At 70.1% G+C, this 19690-nt stretch carries 16 protein-coding genes; 5 read left to right on the top strand and 11 right to left on the bottom strand.

Annotated elements, in window-relative coordinates; genetic code table 11:
* The 7 genes from wecB to IZR01_RS22690 all read right to left on the bottom strand — a co-directional run.
* A partial coding sequence (gene wecB / locus IZR01_RS22720; RefSeq protein ID WP_194925029.1) for a non-hydrolyzing UDP-N-acetylglucosamine 2-epimerase occupies nt 1-1144 on the bottom strand: 1144 nt, incomplete at its 3' end.
* Nucleotides 1141-2091 (bottom strand): ATP-grasp domain-containing protein, encoded by a 951-nt coding sequence (locus IZR01_RS22715; RefSeq protein WP_194925028.1) that lies wholly within the window; start codon nt 2089-2091, stop codon nt 1141-1143. The genes wecB and IZR01_RS22715, both read right to left, overlap by 4 nt.
* Before the next feature lies 1 nt (nt 2092).
* Nucleotides 2093-2530, bottom strand: a complete 438-nt coding sequence (locus IZR01_RS22710; RefSeq protein ID WP_194894033.1) for a hypothetical protein — start codon at nt 2528-2530, stop codon at nt 2093-2095.
* Nucleotides 2520-3122: an exosortase/archaeosortase family protein gene (locus IZR01_RS22705; RefSeq protein ID WP_194925027.1), complete on the bottom strand. Its 603-nt coding sequence runs from the start codon at nt 3120-3122 to the stop codon at nt 2520-2522. Before IZR01_RS22705 ends, IZR01_RS22710 begins: the two co-directional genes overlap by 11 nt.
* Complete coding sequence (locus tag IZR01_RS22700; protein WP_194925026.1) at nt 3119-4477, bottom strand: glycosyltransferase family 2 protein; 1359 nt, start codon at nt 4475-4477, stop codon at nt 3119-3121. Before IZR01_RS22700 ends, IZR01_RS22705 begins: the two co-directional genes overlap by 4 nt.
* A gap of 77 nt (nt 4478-4554) precedes the next feature.
* The gene (locus IZR01_RS22695; RefSeq protein WP_194894036.1) at nt 4555-5235 is read right to left on the bottom strand and encodes a PIG-L deacetylase family protein; all 681 of its coding nucleotides are present in this window, start codon (nt 5233-5235) and stop codon (nt 4555-4557) included.
* Nucleotides 5232-6074 (bottom strand): choice-of-anchor P family protein, encoded by an 843-nt coding sequence (locus IZR01_RS22690; protein ID WP_194894037.1) that lies wholly within the window; start codon nt 6072-6074, stop codon nt 5232-5234. The genes IZR01_RS22695 and IZR01_RS22690 overlap by 4 nt, the downstream gene beginning before the upstream one ends.
* A gap of 199 nt (nt 6075-6273) precedes the next feature.
* Here IZR01_RS22690 and IZR01_RS22685 point away from each other — a divergent pair, with 199 nt between their 5' ends.
* Together IZR01_RS22685 and IZR01_RS22680 are read left to right on the top strand one after the other, a co-directional pair.
* On the top strand, nt 6274-6960 hold the full coding sequence (locus IZR01_RS22685; RefSeq protein ID WP_194925025.1) for a LuxR family transcriptional regulator: 687 nt from the start codon (nt 6274-6276) through the stop codon (nt 6958-6960).
* Between the two features lie 60 nt (nt 6961-7020).
* Complete coding sequence (locus IZR01_RS22680) at nt 7021-7710, top strand: response regulator transcription factor (RefSeq protein ID WP_194925024.1); 690 nt, start codon at nt 7021-7023, stop codon at nt 7708-7710.
* 212 nt (nt 7711-7922) lie between these two features.
* Here the strand turns inward: IZR01_RS22680 and IZR01_RS22675 are convergent, their stop codons facing one another.
* Both IZR01_RS22675 and IZR01_RS54335 read right to left on the bottom strand, forming a co-directional pair.
* On the bottom strand, nt 7923-9302 hold the full coding sequence (locus tag IZR01_RS22675; protein ID WP_194894040.1) for an LLM class flavin-dependent oxidoreductase: 1380 nt from the start codon (nt 9300-9302) through the stop codon (nt 7923-7925).
* Nucleotides 9303-9423: 121 nt separating this feature from the next.
* Nucleotides 9424-9507, bottom strand: a complete 84-nt coding sequence (locus IZR01_RS54335; protein WP_368862203.1) for a putative leader peptide — start codon at nt 9505-9507, stop codon at nt 9424-9426.
* A gap of 207 nt (nt 9508-9714) precedes the next feature.
* Here IZR01_RS54335 and IZR01_RS22670 point away from each other — a divergent pair, with 207 nt between their 5' ends.
* From IZR01_RS22670 to IZR01_RS22660, 3 genes are all read left to right on the top strand, one after another.
* The gene (locus IZR01_RS22670; protein ID WP_194925023.1) at nt 9715-10230 is read left to right on the top strand and encodes a cupin domain-containing protein; all 516 of its coding nucleotides are present in this window, start codon (nt 9715-9717) and stop codon (nt 10228-10230) included.
* 603 nt (nt 10231-10833) lie between these two features.
* A complete protein-coding gene (lon, locus tag IZR01_RS22665; protein ID WP_194925022.1) occupies nt 10834-13374 on the top strand; it encodes an endopeptidase La in 2541 nt (846 codons plus the stop codon).
* Between the two features lie 102 nt (nt 13375-13476).
* On the top strand, nt 13477-14376 hold the full coding sequence (locus IZR01_RS22660) for a HEAT repeat domain-containing protein (RefSeq protein ID WP_194925021.1): 900 nt from the start codon (nt 13477-13479) through the stop codon (nt 14374-14376).
* Nucleotides 14377-14466: 90 nt separating this feature from the next.
* Here the strand turns inward: IZR01_RS22660 and IZR01_RS22655 are convergent, their stop codons facing one another.
* Nucleotides 14467-16974: an RICIN domain-containing protein gene (locus tag IZR01_RS22655; RefSeq protein ID WP_194925020.1), complete on the bottom strand. Its 2508-nt coding sequence runs from the start codon at nt 16972-16974 to the stop codon at nt 14467-14469.
* 223 nt (nt 16975-17197) lie between these two features.
* Nucleotides 17198-19675, bottom strand: coding sequence for an RICIN domain-containing protein (locus IZR01_RS22650; protein WP_194925019.1), 2478 nt, complete (start codon nt 19673-19675; stop codon nt 17198-17200).
* Between the last annotated feature and the right edge of the window lie 15 nt (nt 19676-19690).

Here is a 19690-nt window from a genome sequence, read left to right as displayed (position 1 = left end):
GCGCCCCAGGCACCGCCCGCCCCACGAAATCCGGCTCCCGGAAGCGCAGCAGTCCGGCGGCCTTGGCCTCCTCGATCGAGTCCACCACCCGCGCGGACGTGAACCCGTCGCCATACGGGCACGCCAATGCGTCCACCCGCTTCAGCTCCGCCAGCTGCCCGAATCGCGCGACCGCCGCCAGCGCGGCATCCCCGTCCAGCCCGACCAGCTCCGAGGAGCCGGCGGCGACGCCCTCCCAGCGCGGGGTGGAGCGTCGCAGCACCACCACCGGCACGCCGAACCACGCCGCCTCCTCCTGCAGGCCCCCGGAGTCCGTCACCACCACGCGCGTGGCGGCCAGCGCGGTCAGCATCTCGCGGTAGGGGAGCGGGGCGACCAGGTCGATGCCCGCGTCCGTCAGCGTGTCGAGCAGGCCGGCGGCGGTGAGGCGGTCGCGCGTGCGCGGGTGGGCGGGGAACAGGACCGGGCCGAAGGCGGCGTCGGAGGCGGCCAGGCCCGCCAGGCGCACCAGCAGCTCCACCAACGTCGCCAGGCGTTCCGGCGAGTCGACCGTCGACGCGCGGTGCGCCGTGACCAGCACCCCGGCCCGCGACTCCACCGGCACGCGCCCGACGCGCGATTCGCGCACCACGTCCACCACCGTGTTGCCGACTACGCGGACCCGCGCCGCGTCCACGCCCTCCGCGGCCAGGAAGCGGGCGGCCAGGGCGGTCGGCGCCAGGTGCAGCGAGGCCGTGGCCGCCGCGATCCGGCGGTTGACCTCCTCCATCGACGTCTCGTTGAACGACCGCAGCCCCGCCTCCAGGTGCACCACCGGAACGCACGCCCGCCGCGCCGCCAGGCAGAACACCGGCACCGTCATCGTGTCGCCCATCAGCAGCACCGCGTCGGGGGTGGACATCGTCACCTCCTCCACCGCATGCTCCAGCAGCGCGCCGAGGGTCGCGGCCGGGTCTGACGGGAGCAGCCAGCGTGAATCAGGCCCCATATCCAGCGAGCGCAGGAACTCCTCGCCCAGTGCCGGGTCGTGGTGCTGCCCGGTGAACACCAGGCGCGTGGGCCAGCCGCGTTGCCGCAGCTCACGCACCACCGGCGCCAGCTTCACGATCTCCGGCCTGGTCCCGAACGGAATCGTGAGTCTCATCCCTGGAACACCTCACAGAACAGCCGCGACATCCGCACACCGGGTCGATACCCGAGACGGGAGCTGCGGATCGGCAGACCCCTGACACCCCGCAGGTATTCGCCGACCAGATCGGCGCCGGCGGCCAGGGACAGCGGCAGCCCGCCGGAGAAGCGCGGGTTGCACTCGACGAACACCACCTGGTCCTCGTCGGTCACGAACCCCTGTACGCACGCCACCCCGCGCAGCCCGACGGCGTCCAGCACCGCCGCGACCCCCGTCAGTACCCTGTCGTCGGCGAACGTCTCGCCCTTCGTCGAGATGCCGCCCCGGGTCTCCAACCGCCAGCGCGGCACGCCGCCGGCGAACAGCCCCTGCCGGTCCACCAACGCGTCCACGGTGAACTCCCGCCCCGAAAGCCGGGTCTGCACGATCGGGTCCTCGACCCTTCGCAGTGCCCACCCGACCTCGTCGGGACTGTCGCACGGGTACACGTCCCGCGACCCCCGCCCGAACCGGGGCTTCACGATCCAGGGTCCTGATACATCGGACGCGACGATCCCGGACGCGACGAGCCCGGTCGCGGGCGTCGCGATCCCGGCCTCGGTCAGGACCTTCGCGAAGACCGCCTTGTCACAACACTGATCCACCGCCGCTCGTGACGGAACCCATACCGCGATCCCTTCGCCGGCAAGGTCTTCAGCGCGTGTCCCGAGCTCTAGAAGCTCCTCGGCGACGGTCGAGACAATGGCATCAGCACCCTGGGAGACAGCGATCTCGCACAATGCGTCCACGAACTTGGGATCGCGGGCCGGCGGCACCACTCCCGACGCGCTCCCCAACGTCAGCCCCGCAGCGGAAGCGTCACAATCCACTGCGATCGTCCGGGTGCCAGCACGTAACAACGCGTTGAGGACCGAAACGCCGGCGGGTCCGCCGGCGCCGGTGACCAGAACCGAGTCCGTCATCTCACTCCTCCCACCAGCCGGTCGACGTCAATGAGGGAGAGACCACGGTCCGAACCGATGCCGAAGCCTCGCCTTCGAGTGCCGACCCGGCGGGCATCTCCAACCGCCCCCACAACAACTCCTGCTTGGCCCACACCCGCAGCCGCACCAAGGCGACCGTGCACGCCGGCTCCCACCGATGCCGCATCACCGTCTGCGCCAACGCCTGTCGCACCCAGATGTCCTCCTCGGCCTCGGCGATCTCCAACAGCAGCCGGGCGTTGCGCCCCACCCCGTTCTCGCCGGCGGTCTGCACCGCCGCGACCCGCGCGGCCGGATCGGCGTCGACGAGTGCGACCCGCAGCTGCCGGCGCACGCCGATCCTGGTCAGAACACCGCGCACGGCGGCGACGGCCACCAACGACCCGCCGACCGCCAACGCCACCGGTTCAGGACTCATCACGCACTCCGTCCGGGCTCGATTCACCAACAGAAGCACCAACAGAAGCATCAACAGGAACAGGACCGGCAAGACAGAGGTCGTCCAAAGCCACTCCGTCGCGCGGCAGCAGCACCCACAGCATCAAAACGAACCCTCCGAGTGTGTAAGCGAAAGCGAACAGCGACCCGACCCAGTCGTGGAACAGCACCAGCGCCGAGGGGCCGGTCAGCAGCCCGACGCCGATCGAGGCGGCGATCCGCGCGATGTTCCCGAGGAACACCACGGTCACCGCCGCGGCCAGCGCGAGCGCCAGCCGCCCTCGGGCTCCCGTGGGTCGCAGCACGGCGAGCCCGCCCAGGGCCAGCAACGAAGCCAGCGACGAGCACGCCGGCGTCAGGATCGCGGCGAAGGAGCCCCGTGAGTGCGCGTCCACAATGATCGAAGCCTGATAACCCCGCGTCACGCCGCCGATCCCGAGCGCGTGGAAGACGTCCACGGTCGCGGCCGTCTCCACGCCCCGCATCCACTGCTGCAACAGCACGAAACCGCCGACGGTCCCGACCAGGAGCAGCCCGATGCGGGCGAACACCCGCCACGGCTCCGGTCTCATGACGTCACCTGCCGTCCCGGGCCCGGACCCGGACCTGATCCCGGACCTGGCCCAGGCCCCGGACCCGGCCCAGACGGCGCCGCCGACCGATCCGTGCGCACCCACGTATAGGCGGACCCTGACATCCCGTCGAACCAAGCCTTCGCACACAGCACCGCCGACACCAGGAACATCGGCAGGAACCACACCAAGGCCAGCACGTCCGCCCGCCGGGTCCGGGCCAGCAGCATCCCGCCGCCGATCTCCAGCAATGGCCCGAGGAACAGCAGCGTCCACAACACGAAACCGCCCGGCACCGACGCCGCCGGAACGAGCCCGGCGGCCGACAGCACCAGCAGCCCCAGCGCCAGCAACGAAGCCACCGGCACGTGGTAGATCAGCAGGAACATCACCGTCTCGATACGTTCGAGCACTGACAGGTGCGAAGCCCGCCACACGTGCCGCAAGTAGTCCCGGCACACCTGCTGGTGCCCGCGAGCCCACCGATACCGCTGCTTCCAGAACCGCTGCACCGTCGTGACGCCCTCCTCGTCGTCGACGGCGCCCGGCTCGTAGCGCACATGCAGCCCGGCCAGCAGCAGCCGCAGCGTCACGTCCGTGTCCTCGGTGACGCTGTGCACGTTCCAGCCGCCCAGATCCCGCAGCGCCGACAGCCGGATCGCGCAGTTCGCGCCGCCGTACGCCGGGAGCCCGAACACTGACTGCCGCCCGAACTCGTTGACCAGGTAGCCGGCCAGGTAGTCGACGGTGATCAGCCGGGTCAGCGGCGCGTCGGCGGCGTTGCGGATCCGGCACCGGCCCTGCACGGCGCCGACGCTCGGGTCCTCGAAGTGCCGTACCAGCAACGCCAGGCTGTCGGCGTGCGGCCGGTGGTCGGCGTCGAAGACCACGACGATCTCGCCGGTGAGCCGGGGCAGCGCGTAGTTCAGTGCGGCGGATTTGCCCGCCGGTCCGGAGCCCGCGGGACGATGTAGGGCCAACAGCCGCGGCTCGGCGGCGGCGCGCCGGTCCAGGATCTCGCCGGTCCCGTCATCGGAGCCGTCGTCGACGATGACGATCTGGAGCAGCTCAGCCGGGTAGTCCAGGGCCAGCAACCCGGTGGCGAGCCGGTCGACGACGAACTGCTCGTTCTTGCACGACACCAGCACCGACACCGCGGGCCGGTACCCGGTCAGACCGGCGATGGTGAGCGAGTCGGCCTTCGCGGCGGCGATCGAATCAGGATCCGCATGTCTCAGGGCTGAGACCGCGAAAGCGGTGTGCCGGAGGAAGAAGCACAAGAAGACGCCGTCGAGGATGTAGACGACGGCGGCTGTCAGATCCGCGGTACCCAGCACTGACCACAGCACGAGCACCGCGCCGACTATGCACGCGGGTCTCGGCCATCCGGCGGGAAGCCGGATGGCCGAGACGTGACGATGGCTTGCGCCGCTCACCGGCGCCCCGAAGGTGCGTATTCGACATCCGTGACGGTGCGATCAGCGCCCGGCGCGACCCGCGGGAGCCCGCTCAGATCCCAAGCGAAGCGCTCGGTCTCGAACCCCTCGGCGTGCCGCAGCCGCGCCTGGAAGCCGCGGAAGCGCGCCTGCGCCGCCACCGCGTCCAGATCCACCATCTGGTTCTGCAAGACCTGCGACACGTGCGCCCGCAAGGCTTTCAGCTTCCCGGTCAGGTGCTCCGCGGCGTCCACGAACACCGTCGGGGCGAACCCGAGCGACGACGGCGTCTCGTACATCAGGATCCTGCTGACGTGCCGCCCGGCGGCGAGCGTGGCCACGGCCGCCGACCGGTGGTCCTGGTGGCTGTCGCGCGGCGAATGGGTGTAGACGACGTCGGCGCCGGTGGCCCGGATCGCCTCCTCGACCGCTGCCACGGCGGCCCGTCCCTCCGGCACCGCGCCGTCCTCGAAGCCGCCCCAGAACAGCTCGGCCCCGAGGATGGACGCGGCGATCTCCTGCTCCGACACCCGCGACGACTGGCCCTGCGGCCCGTGCTCACCGCCGGTGAGCACGAGCAGCCCGACGTCGTCGCCGCGGGCGCGGTGGGCCAGCAGCGCCGCCCCGCACCCGAGTTCCACGTCGTCCGGGTGCGCCCCGACGGCGAGCACCTTCACGCGGCGGTCCCGTCGCCGGCCGCGCCCCGGCCCGAGCGCCGCTTGCGGAACTGGTAGCCGGTGAACAGCACGCCGAGCACGCCGGTGAGCACCACGCCGCCGACCGCGCCGACCGGCATGCTGGTCCCGCCGGTGATCGAGCAGCGGGACTGCGCGAGGTAGATGTCGCCGCCGCCCAGCGACTTCAGGCCGGGCAGCAGGTGGATGTGCACGCCGTTCACGGTGATGCCCGGTGAACCGCTGCTGCCGGACGGGATCTGCTCGTTGAGTACGACCTCTGCGATACCGGCGACGTCGATGTGCGTGTTCGGCCCCGGGTCAGCGGCCACGGTCTGTCCGGCGATCACCAGATGCGCCAGATCGGTGCTCGCCGAGGCTCCGGATTCCGTCGCAGAGCACTGCGTACGGATCACGTTCTCCTGGACGTGCAGCGCGGTGGCGTCGCCGTAGTCGCCGATCAGGCCCGCCACGCGCAGCCCCTGCACGTCGGCGGTGCTGTGCACGGTGCCGCCCGGCGGCGTGCCGACCGTGCTGGAGTCCAGCACGCCCAGCGACACCAGGTCGCCGATGCCGACGTTCACCACGTGCCCGGTGAGCGGGTTCGCGCTCCCGCCCGGCGACGGCAGCCTCACCGAGGGGTTCGCCGGGACGTGCAGGTTGATGCCGGCCACGCTGACGTCAGCGGCCACGCCGAACGCGCCGCCGGAGACCGCCGCCGGCGCGGCTTGGGCGGCCGTGGTGCCGCCCAGGCACAAGGCCAGGCCCGCCGCGCACACGACCGTGCCCGCCGCGGCGAACCCCCAACCCCGGGGGGTCAGACCTCGTTGCTGTGCCCTCATAGTCGGGTGTGCTCCTCATCTCATGACTGGTCATGACTCGAACGTGGGGAAGCTTGTGAGAGATGGGCCGAACGCATGTGGTGACGGCCTGCTCACCCGTAGTCTCTTCTCTCGGCGCGGGAATGGGATCGTGCAGGCGCCGTCACTTCGGACTCATGCATCCGGAGTACCGACGACTCAGGGGCAGGGGGCGCGGGGCATGGCCGACGGGACGATCGTGGTCTGCGACGCACTGCGCGCGGTGGCCGAGTCGCTCGCCGCGTACTTGGAACGGGACGGGCTCGTGGTGGTCGCGACCGTGTCCGAGGCCGAGGAACTGCTCGACGCGGTCGCGGTGCATCAGCCGGCGCTGGTGCTGCTGGACGTCACGGTGTCCCGGCGCTATCCGGGACGACTGGTCGCGGCGTTGGCGAGGACCGGCGAGGTCAAGGTTCTGATGCTGGGGCCGGTGACGGCATCTGACGACGCGGTGCACGCCTTGCGGGACGGCGTCCAGGGCTGGGTTCCGGACCGTGCCTCGGGCGTGGAGATGGCCGACGCGGTGTGTGCGGTGCTGCGTGGCGAGTTCCGGATGCCGCCGGAGTTGGTGGTCGGCGCTTTACGCAGCACCGCCGGGGCTGATCCGGCTGGCGCTGCGGCAGCGCAACGGAGCGGAGGGCGGGGGAGTACGGCTACTGACGCACGTATCGCAGCCCTCGGCGATCGCGAGCGGGCGGTGCTCGAATGCCTCGTCGAGGGACTGGATCGGCGCGGCATCGCGGTGCGGTTGCAGATTTCTGAGAACACCGTCAAAACCCATATCGGACGGATCCTGGGCAAGTTGGGCGCGCACAGCAGGTTGGAGGCGGCTGCCATCGGCCGCCGGGCCGGGTTGGGCGATCCGTGAGATGTTCACCTTTACGTGTCATCGAGTGACCCGACGTGGCGGCCGGTCGTTTGACGTGGAGTGAGAGTCCTGCTGTGCGACGCGTACCGGCTGTTCGCCGAGGCGTTCGCGTCGGCGCTGAGCCAGCGCGGCCATGACGTCGTCGGCGTCAGCTTCGACCCGCGCGCGCTTCCGGCTGCTGCGTCGAGTGCGTCCAGTGCGTCCAGTGCGCCTAGTTCGTCCCGCGCGCCCAGTGCGAGCAGTACCGCAGACGTCTGCGTCGTCGACTTCGGGCCGCCGACGCCGGACCTGCCGGCCTTGGCGGACGCCGCGAACCTGCGCTGTTCGAAGCTCCTCGCGCTGACCAGCGAGGAGGGCGCCGCATCGTTGTACGCGCTGATCACCGCCGGAGTTGACGGCTTGATCTCGAAGCGGCGCGGGCTGGACGAGATCGTGACGGCCATAGAGCGGCTGCATTCCGGCGCGGGCTACTACGACCCGGTGCTCGTTCGGCAGGCGGTGACAGAGCGCAGGTCCAAGGAGGAGACGGCAGAGGCCCGGTTGACCGGGACCTTGACTCCGCGCGAGTTGGAGGTGCTGCGTCAGCTGGTGCGTGGCGCCTCGACCGGCGGGATGGCCGCTGCGATGGGGATCTCGGTGACGACGGTGCGCAGCCATACGCAGGCGGTGCTGAACAAGCTCGGCGTGAACTCGCGGTTGCAGGCGGCGGCGTGCGCGGTGAGCTATGGGCTCGTGGAGCCGCTTGCCTGATGAGCAGTACAAAGCCCAGGACAAAGCGGAGGCCGAAAGCCTAGGCCCAGACCATGAAACGCCTAGGCCCAGACCGTGAAAAGCCAAGGGCCGGGGCGGCCGATCCTCCCACAGCTCAGCCACCCCGGCGAATCCGCGTCCCACCGGCAGCACATCAGGACGCGGAGTCTGAAGGTTCTGCGAACGCGCCGGCCCTCAGCCGCCGGCCAGCCTCAGACGCTGGCCAGCGGCGGGAGCACCGCGCGTCGCACGGCGGCCGGAGCCGCCTCGGGGAAGTGGTCCTCCGGGCGCGGCACGCCGAAGCGGTCCCGCAGCGTCCCGAGGTCGTACTCGGTGCGGAACAGTCCGCGCCGCTGGAGCACCGGCACCACCTGGTCCACGAAGTCGTCGAGCCCGCCGGGCAGGATCGGCGGCGCGATGGTGAACCCGTCGGCGGCGCCGGCCCGCGACCACTCCTGCATGGAGTCGGCGATCTGTTCCGGCGTGCCGATCACCACGCGGTAGCCGCGTCCGCCGCCGAGGCGCGCGACGATCTGGCGCACCGTCAGCCGCTCGCGGATCGCCAAGTCGGTGATCAGCGCGAACCGGTGGTCGGAGAGTTCCTCCTCGCGCGGCAGCAGTCCGGCCGGGATCGGCCGGTTGGGATCGAGCCCTGATACGTCCACGTCGAGCAGATCCGACAGCTGACTCACTCCGGTCTCCACCAGCTGCAACTCGGTCAGCTCCCGCGCCCGACGCCGCGCCTCGGCCTCGGTGGAGCCGATGACCGGGGTGATGCCCGGCAGTATGACCGGGACGTCGGCTTCCCTTCCGTACGCCGCGGCCCGCGACTTCACCTCCAGCGCGAACGCCGCGGCGTCGCCGAGGTTCTGCTGCGCGGTGAGGACGACTTCGGCGTAGCGGGCCGCGAACTCCTGGCCGTCGGCCGACGAGGCGGTGTGCACCAGCAGCGGCCATCCTTGAGGTGTGCGCTGCACATTGAGCGGTCCTCGTACCTTGAAGAAGAGTCCCGTGTGCTCGACCTGGCGGATCCGGTCGGGGTCGGCGTAGCGGCCGTTGCGGCGGTCGTGGACGACGGCGTCGTCGGCCCAGCTGTCCCACAGCTGGGTGGCCACGTCCAGGAACTCCGCCGCGCGCTCGTAGCGCACCGCGTGCTCGACCGGCTCGTCCAGGTTGAAGTTGGCGGCCTCGGCGAGGTCGCCGCCGGTCGCGATGTGCCAGCCGACCCGGCCGTGCGAGATGTGGTCCAGCGAGGCCAGGGTGCGGGCCAGGATGTAGGGCTCGTAGAAGGTCGTCGACGCGGTGGCGACCAGGCCGATGTGCTCGGTGGCGGTGGCTAGGGCGGTGAGCAGGGTCAGCGGTTCCAGCCCGCCGGCGGCCGTGGCGTCCGGCCGGCCGCGCACCGCGAGGCTGTCGGCCAGGTAGACGGCGTCGAACAGGCCCCGCTCGGCGGTGCGGGCCAGGTCGATGTGGTAGTCGACGTCCAGCAGCCGGTGCCCGGCGCTGGCCGGGTGGCGCCAGGCGGCGGCGTGGTGGCCGGGGGCGTTCAGGAATGCGTTCAAGTGGAGCGGACGGATATTGCGTGCGGGCATGGTCGTGCTCCCCGGAATGGGATTCTTCGGTGGCCGAAGATAAATGGTGTCCGAATATTTCGGAGACAGAAGTTAATGTGCCTGGGAGGCGACTGATTACCAGCTCAAAGCCGGTGCAGTGTCATACGCACGCAGGACAGATCGCGCTCGCGGTCCGGCGCAGATCGACGTGACGGCGAGCCACGAGAACGGTGGCACGTCTCATGCCCAGAGAATGACAGGTAATCTCAGGGATCGTCAATATCACGGGATATCCGTCTCACCATTCGGCGTGATTCAGCGTGATTCAGCCGGTCGGCCGAGCCCGCGGACCGGGCTTCAGGAGCGGCCCCGGCGCTGGAAAGTGGCCCAGGCGCGCGAGGCATGATCGGCTCTATCGCCGGAGCGCGGGCGTGCCCTAGTGTTCCGTGCCATGTCGTACCCGCCGCCGCGCTTCCTCGCCGACCAAGGCGAGGTCAGCGCCACCTTCCGCACCTTCGACGCCGAGCCGGAACTGAACATCGGCGGCGCCTCGCGCGTCAGCTTGCTGTCCACCGGCGGCACCACGGACGGGCTGTACGGCCTGTACCGCTGGGACATGCTGCCGGCGACGCCGAAGCCTGCGACATCGAAGCCTGCGACGTCGAGCGGGCACTACCACCGCACGTTCTCCGAGGCGTTCTTCATCCTGGACGGCAGCGTCGCGCTCTACGACGGGGAGACGTGGCGCGACGCGAGCGCGGGGGACTACCTGTTCGTACCGCCCGGCGGCGTCCACAGCTTCGCGAACACCTCGGGGGAAGCGGCTTCGATGCTGGTGCTCTTCGCCCCGGGCGCGCCGCGCGAGCCGTATTTCGAGGAGCTGGCCCAGATCCGGGGCTCGGGGCGGCAGCTGTCGGCGCAGGAGTGGACCGAGCTCTACGCCCGGCACGATCAGTTCACGGCGTGATCGGATGCCGCGTGATCGAATGCTGATAGAGCCTGGGGAATCGGACGTGCGCCGCTCGGCACGCGTCCTGCTCGTCGATGCGCGTTCGGCCCGGTCGTCGCGAGCACCGAAGGCGCGGCCGACCTCGGCTTCGTCCGGGGCTACTTCCGCGACGACTACTTCTTCCTCCGCGTAGCCGCCCACGACGTCGACACCGCCGGCTTCGAGGCGCAGGAGGCGAGCACCTTCCTCACGTTCGGCTGGTGGAGCGTCGCCGAGCTGGAGGCTACGCGGGAGTGGGTCGTGCCGCATGGGCTCGCCGGGTTGATGCGGGACCTGGTGGCGGGGCGGACTCCGGCGGTGCCGGTGGAACTGCCCTGGCATCACTGAGTCGGTCAGCGCTGAGTCGGTCAGCGCTGAGTCGGTCAGCGCTGAGCCGGTCGGCATTGAGCCGGTCGTCTCTGAGTCGGCTGTGCCCGCGCCTCGCTGAAACCCCCGCATCTCATCGCTGAGCTGGTGTTCAGCCCCGATCGCTCACAGCGAACACGCCCCGGGGAACACCAGGCGGCTCACAGACATTGAGTGAGTCAGACTCAACTTACTTCTTGTAGGGAGCCACAGCGAATGAGCGAGAACATGACCGGCGCGACCAAGGCCTTCCCGGTCATCCCGCTGGACGACGCGGTCGTCCTGCCGGGCATGGTCGTGCCGCTGGATTTGTCGGATTCCGAGACGCGGGCGGCCGTGGACGCCGCCGCCAACGGCCCCACGCGCGGGGGCAAGTCGCAGGTGCTGCTGGTGCCGCGGCTGGACGGCAACTACGCCAAGTCCGGTGTGGTGGCCATCATCGAGCAGACCGGGCGGATGGCCGGGTCCGGGCGCATGGTGGCCGTGGTGCGCGGGACGCACCGGGCCACCATCGGGGTCGGGACCACGGGTCCCGGGGCGGCCCTGTGGGTCGAGGCGATCGTGCTCGAGGAGCCGTCGATCACCTCGCGGACCCGCGAGTTGGCCAAGGAGTACAAGGAGCTGGCCATTCAGATCCTTCAGCACCGCGAGGCCTTCCAGGTCGTCGACATGGTGCAGCAGATCTCCGACCCCTCGCAGCTGGCCGACTCGGCCGGGTACGCCCCGTACCTGAAGGCCGTGCAGAAGGTCGAGTTGCTGGAGACGCTGAGCATCGACGAGCGGCTGGAGAAGCTGCTCGAGTGGGGCCGCGAGCACCTGGTGGAGCTGGACGTCAACGAGTCCATCCGCAAGGACGTCGAGGACGGCATGGAGAAGCAGCAGCGCGAGTTCCTCCTTCGCCGCCAGCTCTCCGCGATCCGCAAGGAGCTGGCCGAGCTCGACGGCAAGGAGGCCGGCGAGGAGGAGGACTACCGCTCCCGCGTCGAGACCGCCGACCTGCCCGACAAGGTCCGCGAGGCCGCGCTGAAGGAAGTGGACAAGCTGGAGCGCTCCGGGGATCAGAACCCTGAGGCCGGCTGGATCCGCACCTGGCTGGACACCGTGCTGGAGATGCCCTGGAGCCAGCGCTCCGAGGACTCCTACGACATCGCCGGCGCTCGCGCCGTCCTGGACGCCGACCACGCGGGCCTGGACGACGTCAAGGAACGCATCGTGGAGTACCTGGCCGTGCGGAAGAAGCGCCAGGACAAGGGCCTGGAGCTGGTCGGTGGACGCCGTTCCGGCGCGGTGCTGGCCCTGGTCGGCCCGCCCGGCGTCGGCAAGACCAGCCTCGGGGAGTCCGTGGCCCGCGCCATGGGCCGCAAGTTCGTCCGCGTCGCCCTGGGCGGCGTCCGCGACGAGGCCGAGATCCGCGGTCACCGGCGCACCTACGTCGGCGCCCTGCCCGGCCGCATCGTGCGCGCCATCAAGGACGCCGGCACGATGAACCCGGTGGTGCTGCTCGACGAGATCGACAAGGTCGGCGCCGACTACCGCGGCGACCCGACGGCGGCCCTGCTGGAGGTCCTGGACCCGGCGCAGAACCACACGTTCCGCGACCACTACCTGGAGCTCGAGCTCGACCTGTCCGACGTGGTGTTCCTGGCCACGGCCAACGTCCTGGAGTCCATCCCCGGCCCGCTGCTGGACCGCATGGAACTGGTGCGGCTCGACGGCTACACCGAGGACGAGAAGGTGCTGATCGCCCGCGACCACCTGCTGCCGCGCCAGATCGACCGGGCCGGGCTGTCCACCGACGAGGTCGGATTCGACGACGAGGCACTGCGGCTGCTGGCCCAGCAGTACACGCGGGAGGCGGGTGTGCGTGATTTGGAGCGCGCCATCTCCCGGGTGCTGCGGAAGGTGGCGGCCAAGACGGCGCTCGCCGACTCCGAAGCCGCGGCCAAAAGCGAGGCGACGATTCTGGATCAGGACGCTGAAGTCACATCCGACGACGCACCTGTCGCGAACGCGGATGCGGACACGGCTGAGGCTGAGGTGACAGCGGCGGCGACGGCGACGGATGCCGAGGCGACGCCTGAGGATTCGAACACCAAGCTCATCGTCACGGTCGAGAACCTGAAGGATTACCTGGGCCGTCCCCGCCACACCCCGGAGACCGCCGACCGCCTGGCCGTGCCGGGCGTGGCGACCGGCCTGGCGGTGACCGGCGCCGGCGGCGAGGTGCTGTTCGTGGAGGCCTCGCTGTCCGACCCGGAGACCGGCGGCACCGGCCTGAACCTGACCGGCCAGCTCGGCGACGTGATGAAGGAGTCGGCGCAGATCGCGCTGAGCTACCTGCGCTCGCACGGCGCCGAACTGGAACTCCCGGTGGCCGACCTCAGCAAGCGCGCGGTGCACGTCCACGTGCCGGCCGGGGCCCAGCCCAAGGACGGCCCGAGCGCCGGCGTCACGATGACCACCGCCCTGGCCTCGCTGCTCAGCGGCCGGCTGGTCCGCAAGGACGTGGCGATGACCGGTGAGGTGTCCCTGACCGGCCGGGTCCTGCCGATCGGCGGCGTGAAGCAGAAGCTGCTGGCCGCGCACCAGGCCGGTGCGACGACCGTGCTGCTGCCCAAGCGCAACGGCCCGGATCTGGACGACGTGCCGGACGAGGTGCTGGAGAAGCTGACCGTGCACCTGGTCGGCGACGTCCGCGAGGTCCTGGACCTCGCCCTGGAGCCCGCGGAGCGCCCTGTCGCTGTGGCTGCCGTCTAGGCGGATTCCGCGAGTAAAACCGAAGCCCTGGACCGATCCCCTCCGGTCCAGGGCTTCGGCATATTCGGCGGGCTTTCCGGCGACTGTCAGTAGCCTGGCACGGTGGACTACGAGGATGTCATCACCCGCGCCGCCGCCTTCGGCGCGGTCTGCGACGCCAGCGACGAGGCCACCGATGAGGTCGCTGAGGACGACACCGACACCGACGCCGCCGCCGAGGCGCGCTGGCAATTGATCCGCGAGCTGCACCAGACCACCGACCGGGACGCGTTCGAGGCGGTTGTAGCGGCCGCGAAATCGGACGACAGGGCCCGGCGGCTGGTCGGGCTGGACGCGCTCGGACAGATCAGCTACAAGACGGACCGCCCCTACTTGGCGGAGACTCTGCCGGTGCTGCTCGACGCGGTCAGCGACCAGGATGCCGAAGCCGTCGCGTCGGCGGTCACAGCCCTCGGACACGTCGCAGACCCCCGCGGCCTGCCCGCAGTGCTTCAGCACGTCGGACACGCGGACGACGAGGTCCGCTTCGCCGTGGCGGTCGCGCTGCCGGCGCTGACCGACTCCGAGAAGCCGGCAGCCGACGTCACCGATGCCCTGATCACCCTGACGCGCGATCCGGATCCGGAGGTACGGGACTGGGCCACGTTCGGGCTCGGTACCCAACTCCACGCCGATGGCCCCGAAGTCCGCGATGCCCTCGCCGCCCGGCTGGCTGACGACTACGACGACGCCGCCGAGGAGGCAATGATGGGGCTGGCACGGCGCGGCGATCCGCGAGCGAGGGCGGCGTTGCTCGACCGGCTGTGCCGGCTGGCCGATGACGACTCCGTCCGCCCCGGAACCCTGGAGCTGTTCGAGGCAGTCGCCATTTCCCGGACGACTGACGCGCTGCCGCCGCTGCGCCGTCTGTGGCAGCGCCGGGACGGCTTGGAGCCTTCCGCCAGGCGGATGCTCGCCGAGACGCTCGCAACGCTCGGCGAACCGGTGGAACCGAAGTCCTGACAGTCGGCCGTCGCCCCGAACAAGGCGAAAAACCGAGGCCGCCGCGAAGGAATCCCCGCGACGGCCTCGGTTCGGCTGAGCCGCTGTCGACTAGCTCAGCGTCCACTCCTGAAGCGCTGACCCACTGTCAGGCTCCTGCGCCACCAGCGCACCGTTACCCGTTGACGCGCTTGTCATCAGCAATCCGGTGTGGTTGTTCTTCAGCGTCCACAACCCCGACGGCAGCTGCGTCGCCGTCCACCGCTGGTTCACGCCGCCGGAGCAAGACCACTGGATCACTGCGGTCCCGGCAGCGGTGTTCCCGCCGTTGTCGTCGGCGCACATGCCCGAGTCGCCGTTCGTCAGCGTGTAGCTGCCGTCCGTCTGACGCGCGAACGTCCACTGCTGGCCAGCCGCGCCGGCCGTCGCGGTGCCGGTCACCAACTGGTCGCCGCCGTTCTTCGAACCGTTCGGCGGCTGGAGCGCCTGCCCCGACACCGTCAGCGTGTGCACGCCCGACAGGTCCACCGGCTTCGGGCTGACCGCGTACGTGAACGTGGCGCTGCCCGAGGTGTGGCCGGACGAGGCGGTGACCGTCGTGGCGAACGTGCCGGAGGCGGTCGGGGTGCCGCTGATCAGACCGCTGTGGGCGTCGATCGACAGGCCGGCGGGCAGTCCGGTGGCCGAGTAGTGCAGGGCCTTGTCCTTGGAGTCGCTGCCGTTCACCTGCACACTCGCCGCCGTTCCGACCACGCCGGCCTGGTTCCCCGGCGTCGCCACGTGCACGACCTCAGGGCCCTGAGCCGGGTGGGCCGGGGTGAACGTCAGCGTCTGCTCCGAGGGCTGACGGCCGCCGCCGACCGCGTTGCCGGTGGTGTCGGTCCAGGTGCGCACCGGCGTGGTCTCCGCCGAGCGCGACTTGTCCCACGACATTCCCAGCGCCAGGCCGCTGTCCCGGTTCACCAGGCGGTAGGAGCCGGGGGAGGCGGTGTTCGGCACCGCGAACCACTCCTGGCCCACGGTCGGGCCGGAGGCGCCGATCGGGGTCGCGGAGGCGTCCGTGCCCCAGGCGCGCGAGGCGGTCTTCGAGGAGTCCACGCCGAGCGCGTCCCCGGTCACCGCGTTCACCACGGTGTACGAGCCGTCGCCGGTGGGCGCGATGTTCCACGCCGCCTGGGCCCAGCCGTAGTACGCGTCCAGCGACGTCACCGTCGAGCTGCCCGCACTCTGCGCCAGCACCCGGCCGTTGCCGCTGTTGATGACCACGTTCTGACCCGGCTTCACGACCGGCTTGGCCGGGGCCGAGGTGCCGATCGTGACGTCCGCGTACTCGCCGTCCGAGGTCGCGCACGCGATCGAACAGTAGGAGCGGAACGTCTTGCCGACGATCGTCGGGCTCCACTGGTTCGCGGCGTCGGCGAACCAGCGGTACCAGGACCCTGACACGTAACTGCCGGAGTCGCCGATCAGCCGCCACTTCTGGGTCGCCAGGTTGTCGGTGGCGTAGAACTGCTGCGGTTCCTTGCCGGTCTGGCCGACCGTCTCCGGCTCGCCGATGTACAGGCCCAGGTAGGCGTCGTAGGTGATGTTCATGATGAACAGCGGCGACTTGGTCGGCAGCTTGCCGGCGGCCATCTGCTGGTCGGCGGTGCCGGTGGTGGCCGGGTTGTAGTCGTGCGCCGGGTCGGTGTAGCCGGCGGGGTCCGCGGCGCTCACCGGCTCCATGTTGCTCTCCAGGCCGCCGATGCCGGGCTGCGACCAGCTGCCGTTGTACCACTTCTGCCAGGTGCCGGCCGCCATCTTGCCGCTGATCGGGGCCCGGGCCACGTGCGCCAGGCCGCCGTTCTGCGTGCCGCCGGTGCCCGGCTTGTTGACGACGCGGGAGCCGTAGTAGACGTAGAAGTACCCTGATGCGGTGTCCACGAACAGGCGCTGGTCGCCGTCGCCGTAGTCGTACGCCTGGTTCGGGAAGGCCTGGGTGTCGCCTCGGGTGGTGCTGTACGGCGAGGTGATCGCGTGGCCCAGGATCGACCAGGTCTTGCCGTGGTCGTGCGAGACCGCGTAGTCGATGGCGTCGTAGTGCAGGCCGTCGCCGAAGGGCTGCGGCGTGAACTCGTTGTGCACCAGTCCGTACCAGTCGCCGGTGTCCGGGTCGACCCAGGTGCCGGACAGGTCGCAGTAGTTACGCTGCGAGTAGTAGCCGGTGCCGTTGTTCATGTATGTCGACTCAAGCCCGGTCGGGCTGTTGTTGCAGCGCCAGGTGGTGTCCTTGTTGGAGTCCTGGGAGTTGGCCGGGTTCACCGCGTTGCTCAGGCCGGTGTCCAGCGTCGCGTCATCGAAGTTCGTCCCGCTGTAGAACTCCCAGGAACGCGGGTCGGTCTTGGCGTACAGCGAGTACGACTCCTGGAAGTGGAAGGAGCCGTCGGTGTCGAGATAGGCCGACGCCGGGGTGTCGTCCGGGTAGGCGAAGCTGTTCACGGCGCCGATCGAGATCTGGTACGCCGGCGGCGCTCCGGCCGCTCCGGACGCCGCCGAGGCCTGGCCCGAGGGCAGCAGCGCCAGGGCCGCGACGGTCGCGGCGGCGGTCGCCGCGGCCAGGGTCTTGCGGGGGTGTCGCACGAGTACTCCGTTCCACTCTGAACGTTCATCCGGTGGTACCACACGGTTATCTCTCAATATCGAGCAAAGAGTCGAGCACTATCAAGCAGAATCCAAGGCGATGATGAGAAAAGTGCAGGCGCCCGGGTCATCGTGACCCGGGCGCCCGCGGTGTTCGGCGGGCAACGCCGCCGTCAGGGCGACGCCGCCGTCAGAGGAACGCTGCCGTCCGAGGACGCCGCCGTCAGCCGATCGTCCACTGCTGGAGCGCCGACCCGCTGTTCGTCTCCTGGGTCACCAGCGCGCCGTTCGACGTCGAGGCGGTGGTCACCAGCAGGCCGCTGTGCACGTTCGTCACCGTGTACCCGCCGTTCGGCGCCTGGGCCACCGTCCAGTGCTGGTTGTCGTTGCCGGTGCAGGTCCACTGGATCACCGCGTTGCCGGTGGTCGTGAACCCGCCGTTGTCATCCATACACAGCTGCGACTCTTGGTTCACGATCTGGTACGAACCGTCCGATTGCTGGGTGAACACCCAGTTCTGGTTCGAGCCGCCGTTCGGCGTCCACGTGTCCAGCTGCGTTCCCGTAGCCGTCGAATGGTTCGGATCGTCCAACGCCTGACCCGAAGCGATCAGCGTGTGCGTGCTATTCAAGCTCACCGGCGCCGAGCCGACCGTCCAGCTGAACGTCGTCGAACCGCTCGCGGTCCCGGACGACGCGGTCACCGTCACGCTCGACGAACCGGTCGCGGTCGGCGTGCCGGAGACCAGGCCCGAGGCGCTGATCGACAGCCCGGCGGGCAGGCCGGTCGCGGAGTACGTCAGGGCATTGTTCCGGCTGTCGGAGGCCGTGATCTGCAACGAGGCCGCGGTCTTCACCGCCGTGGTCTGCGTCCCCGGGTTCGCCACGGTCACCGTCTCAGCACCCGACGACGTCGTCGGGGTGAACGCCAGCGCCTGCTCGGCCGCGGTCCGGCCGCCGCCGACGCTGCTGCCCGAGGTGTCGTTCCAGGCGCGCGCCGGTGTGGTCTCGGCCAGCCGCGAGGTGGTCGACGACAGCGCGACGACCAGGCCGCTGTACCTGTTGACCAGCTTGTAGTTTCCGCTCTGCCCGGTCACCGGCACGATCCACCACTGCTGCCCGACGCTGCCGGTAGCGCCGGACAATGCCGTCGCGGTCGGTGCGGTGCCCCAGGCCCGGCTGGCGGTCGACGCCGAGTTGACGCCGAGGGCCTGGCCGGTGCCGGCGTTGGTGACGCGGTAGGAGCCGTCGCCGTTGGCCGTGAACTGCCAGCCTTCCAGCGCCGAGCCGCTCGCGGCGGCGTCGGACGTGGTCGCCGAGCTGCTCGCGACCTGGGCCAGCACTCGGCCGGCCGAGGTGCCGATCGTGTAGGTCTTGGCGGTGTCGATCGGCGGCTGCGCCGGGGCGGTGGAGTCGATCGTCTCGTTGGTGTAGAGCGAGCCGGCGTTGTTCACACAGGCCACCGAGCAGTACGCGCGGAACGACTTGCCGACGATGCTCGGGTCCCACTTGTTGCCGCTGTCGGCGAACCAGCGGTACCAGGATCCCTGTGTGTAGTTGGATCCTGAGTCGCCTATGTAGTACCACTTCTGCGTCGACAGGTCGTCGGTGACGTAATACTGCTGCGGAGCGGTGCCGGATATCACTTCGGGCGTGCCGAGGTACAGGCCGAGGTAGGCGTCGTAGGTGATGTTCATGATGAACAGCGGCGACTTCGAGGGCAGCTCCCCGGCCGACACCTGCTGGTCCACGGTCCCGGTGTTGGCGGGGTTGTAGTCGTGGGCCGGGTCGGTGTAGCCGGTGGGGTTTGTGGAGTCGACCGGCTCCATGTTGCTCTCCTGGCCGCCGACGCCGGGCTGCGACCAGCTGCCGTTGTACCACTTCTGCCAGGTGCCGGTCGCCATCTTGCCGCTGATCGGGGCCCGGGCCACGTGGGCCAGGCCGCCGGTACTGCCGGCGACGCCGCCCTTCGGGACGACGCGTGAGCCGTAGTAGACGTAGAAGTAGCCTGATGCGGTGTCGACGTACAGCCGCTGGTCGCCGTCGCCGTAGTAGTAGGTCTGGTTCGGGAACGCGGTCGTGTCGTTGCGGGTGGTGCTGTAGGGCGAGGTGATCGCGTGGCCCTCGATCTTCCAGGTCATACCCCGGTCGGTGGACACCGCGTAGTCGATGGCGTCGTAGTGCAGGCCGTCGCCGAAGGGCTGCGGCGTGAACTCGTTGTGCACCAGGCCGATCCAGTTCCCGGTGTCCGGGTCCACCCACGTGCCGATCAGGTCGCAGAAGTTCGGCTGCGTGTAGCCGGAGCCGGAACCGGCGCTGGTGGCGGTGACGCCGGTCGGGCTGTTGTCGCAGCGCCAGGTGGTGTTGTTGTTCGCGTCCTGGGAGTTGGTGGGGTTGACCGAGTTGCTGATCGTGGAGTTCAAGGTGGCGTCGTCGAAGTTGCTGCCGGAGTAGAACTGCCACACTCGGCTGTCGGTCGACCCGTAGCCCGAGTACGACTCCTGGAAGTAGAACGTGCCGTCCCGGTCGACGAAGGCCCCGGCCGGAGAGTCGGACTGGGCCGAGAACGTGCCGTTCGAACCGATCCCGATTGTGTAACCGGCACTCGGCGGCGTGGCCGAGGCGCTGCCCGGCGCGAGGGCGCCGACGCAGGCCAACGCGCCCGCGGCGAGCGTCGCGAGTAGGGTTTTGCGGAGTCTCACAGGTACTCCCTTCGA

Source organism: Catenulispora pinisilvae, from assembly GCF_015356865.1.
Taxonomy (GTDB): Bacteria; Actinomycetota; Actinomycetes; order Streptomycetales; family Catenulisporaceae; genus Catenulispora; species Catenulispora pinisilvae.
This window is presented reverse-complemented; position numbering and strand designations above follow the sequence as displayed.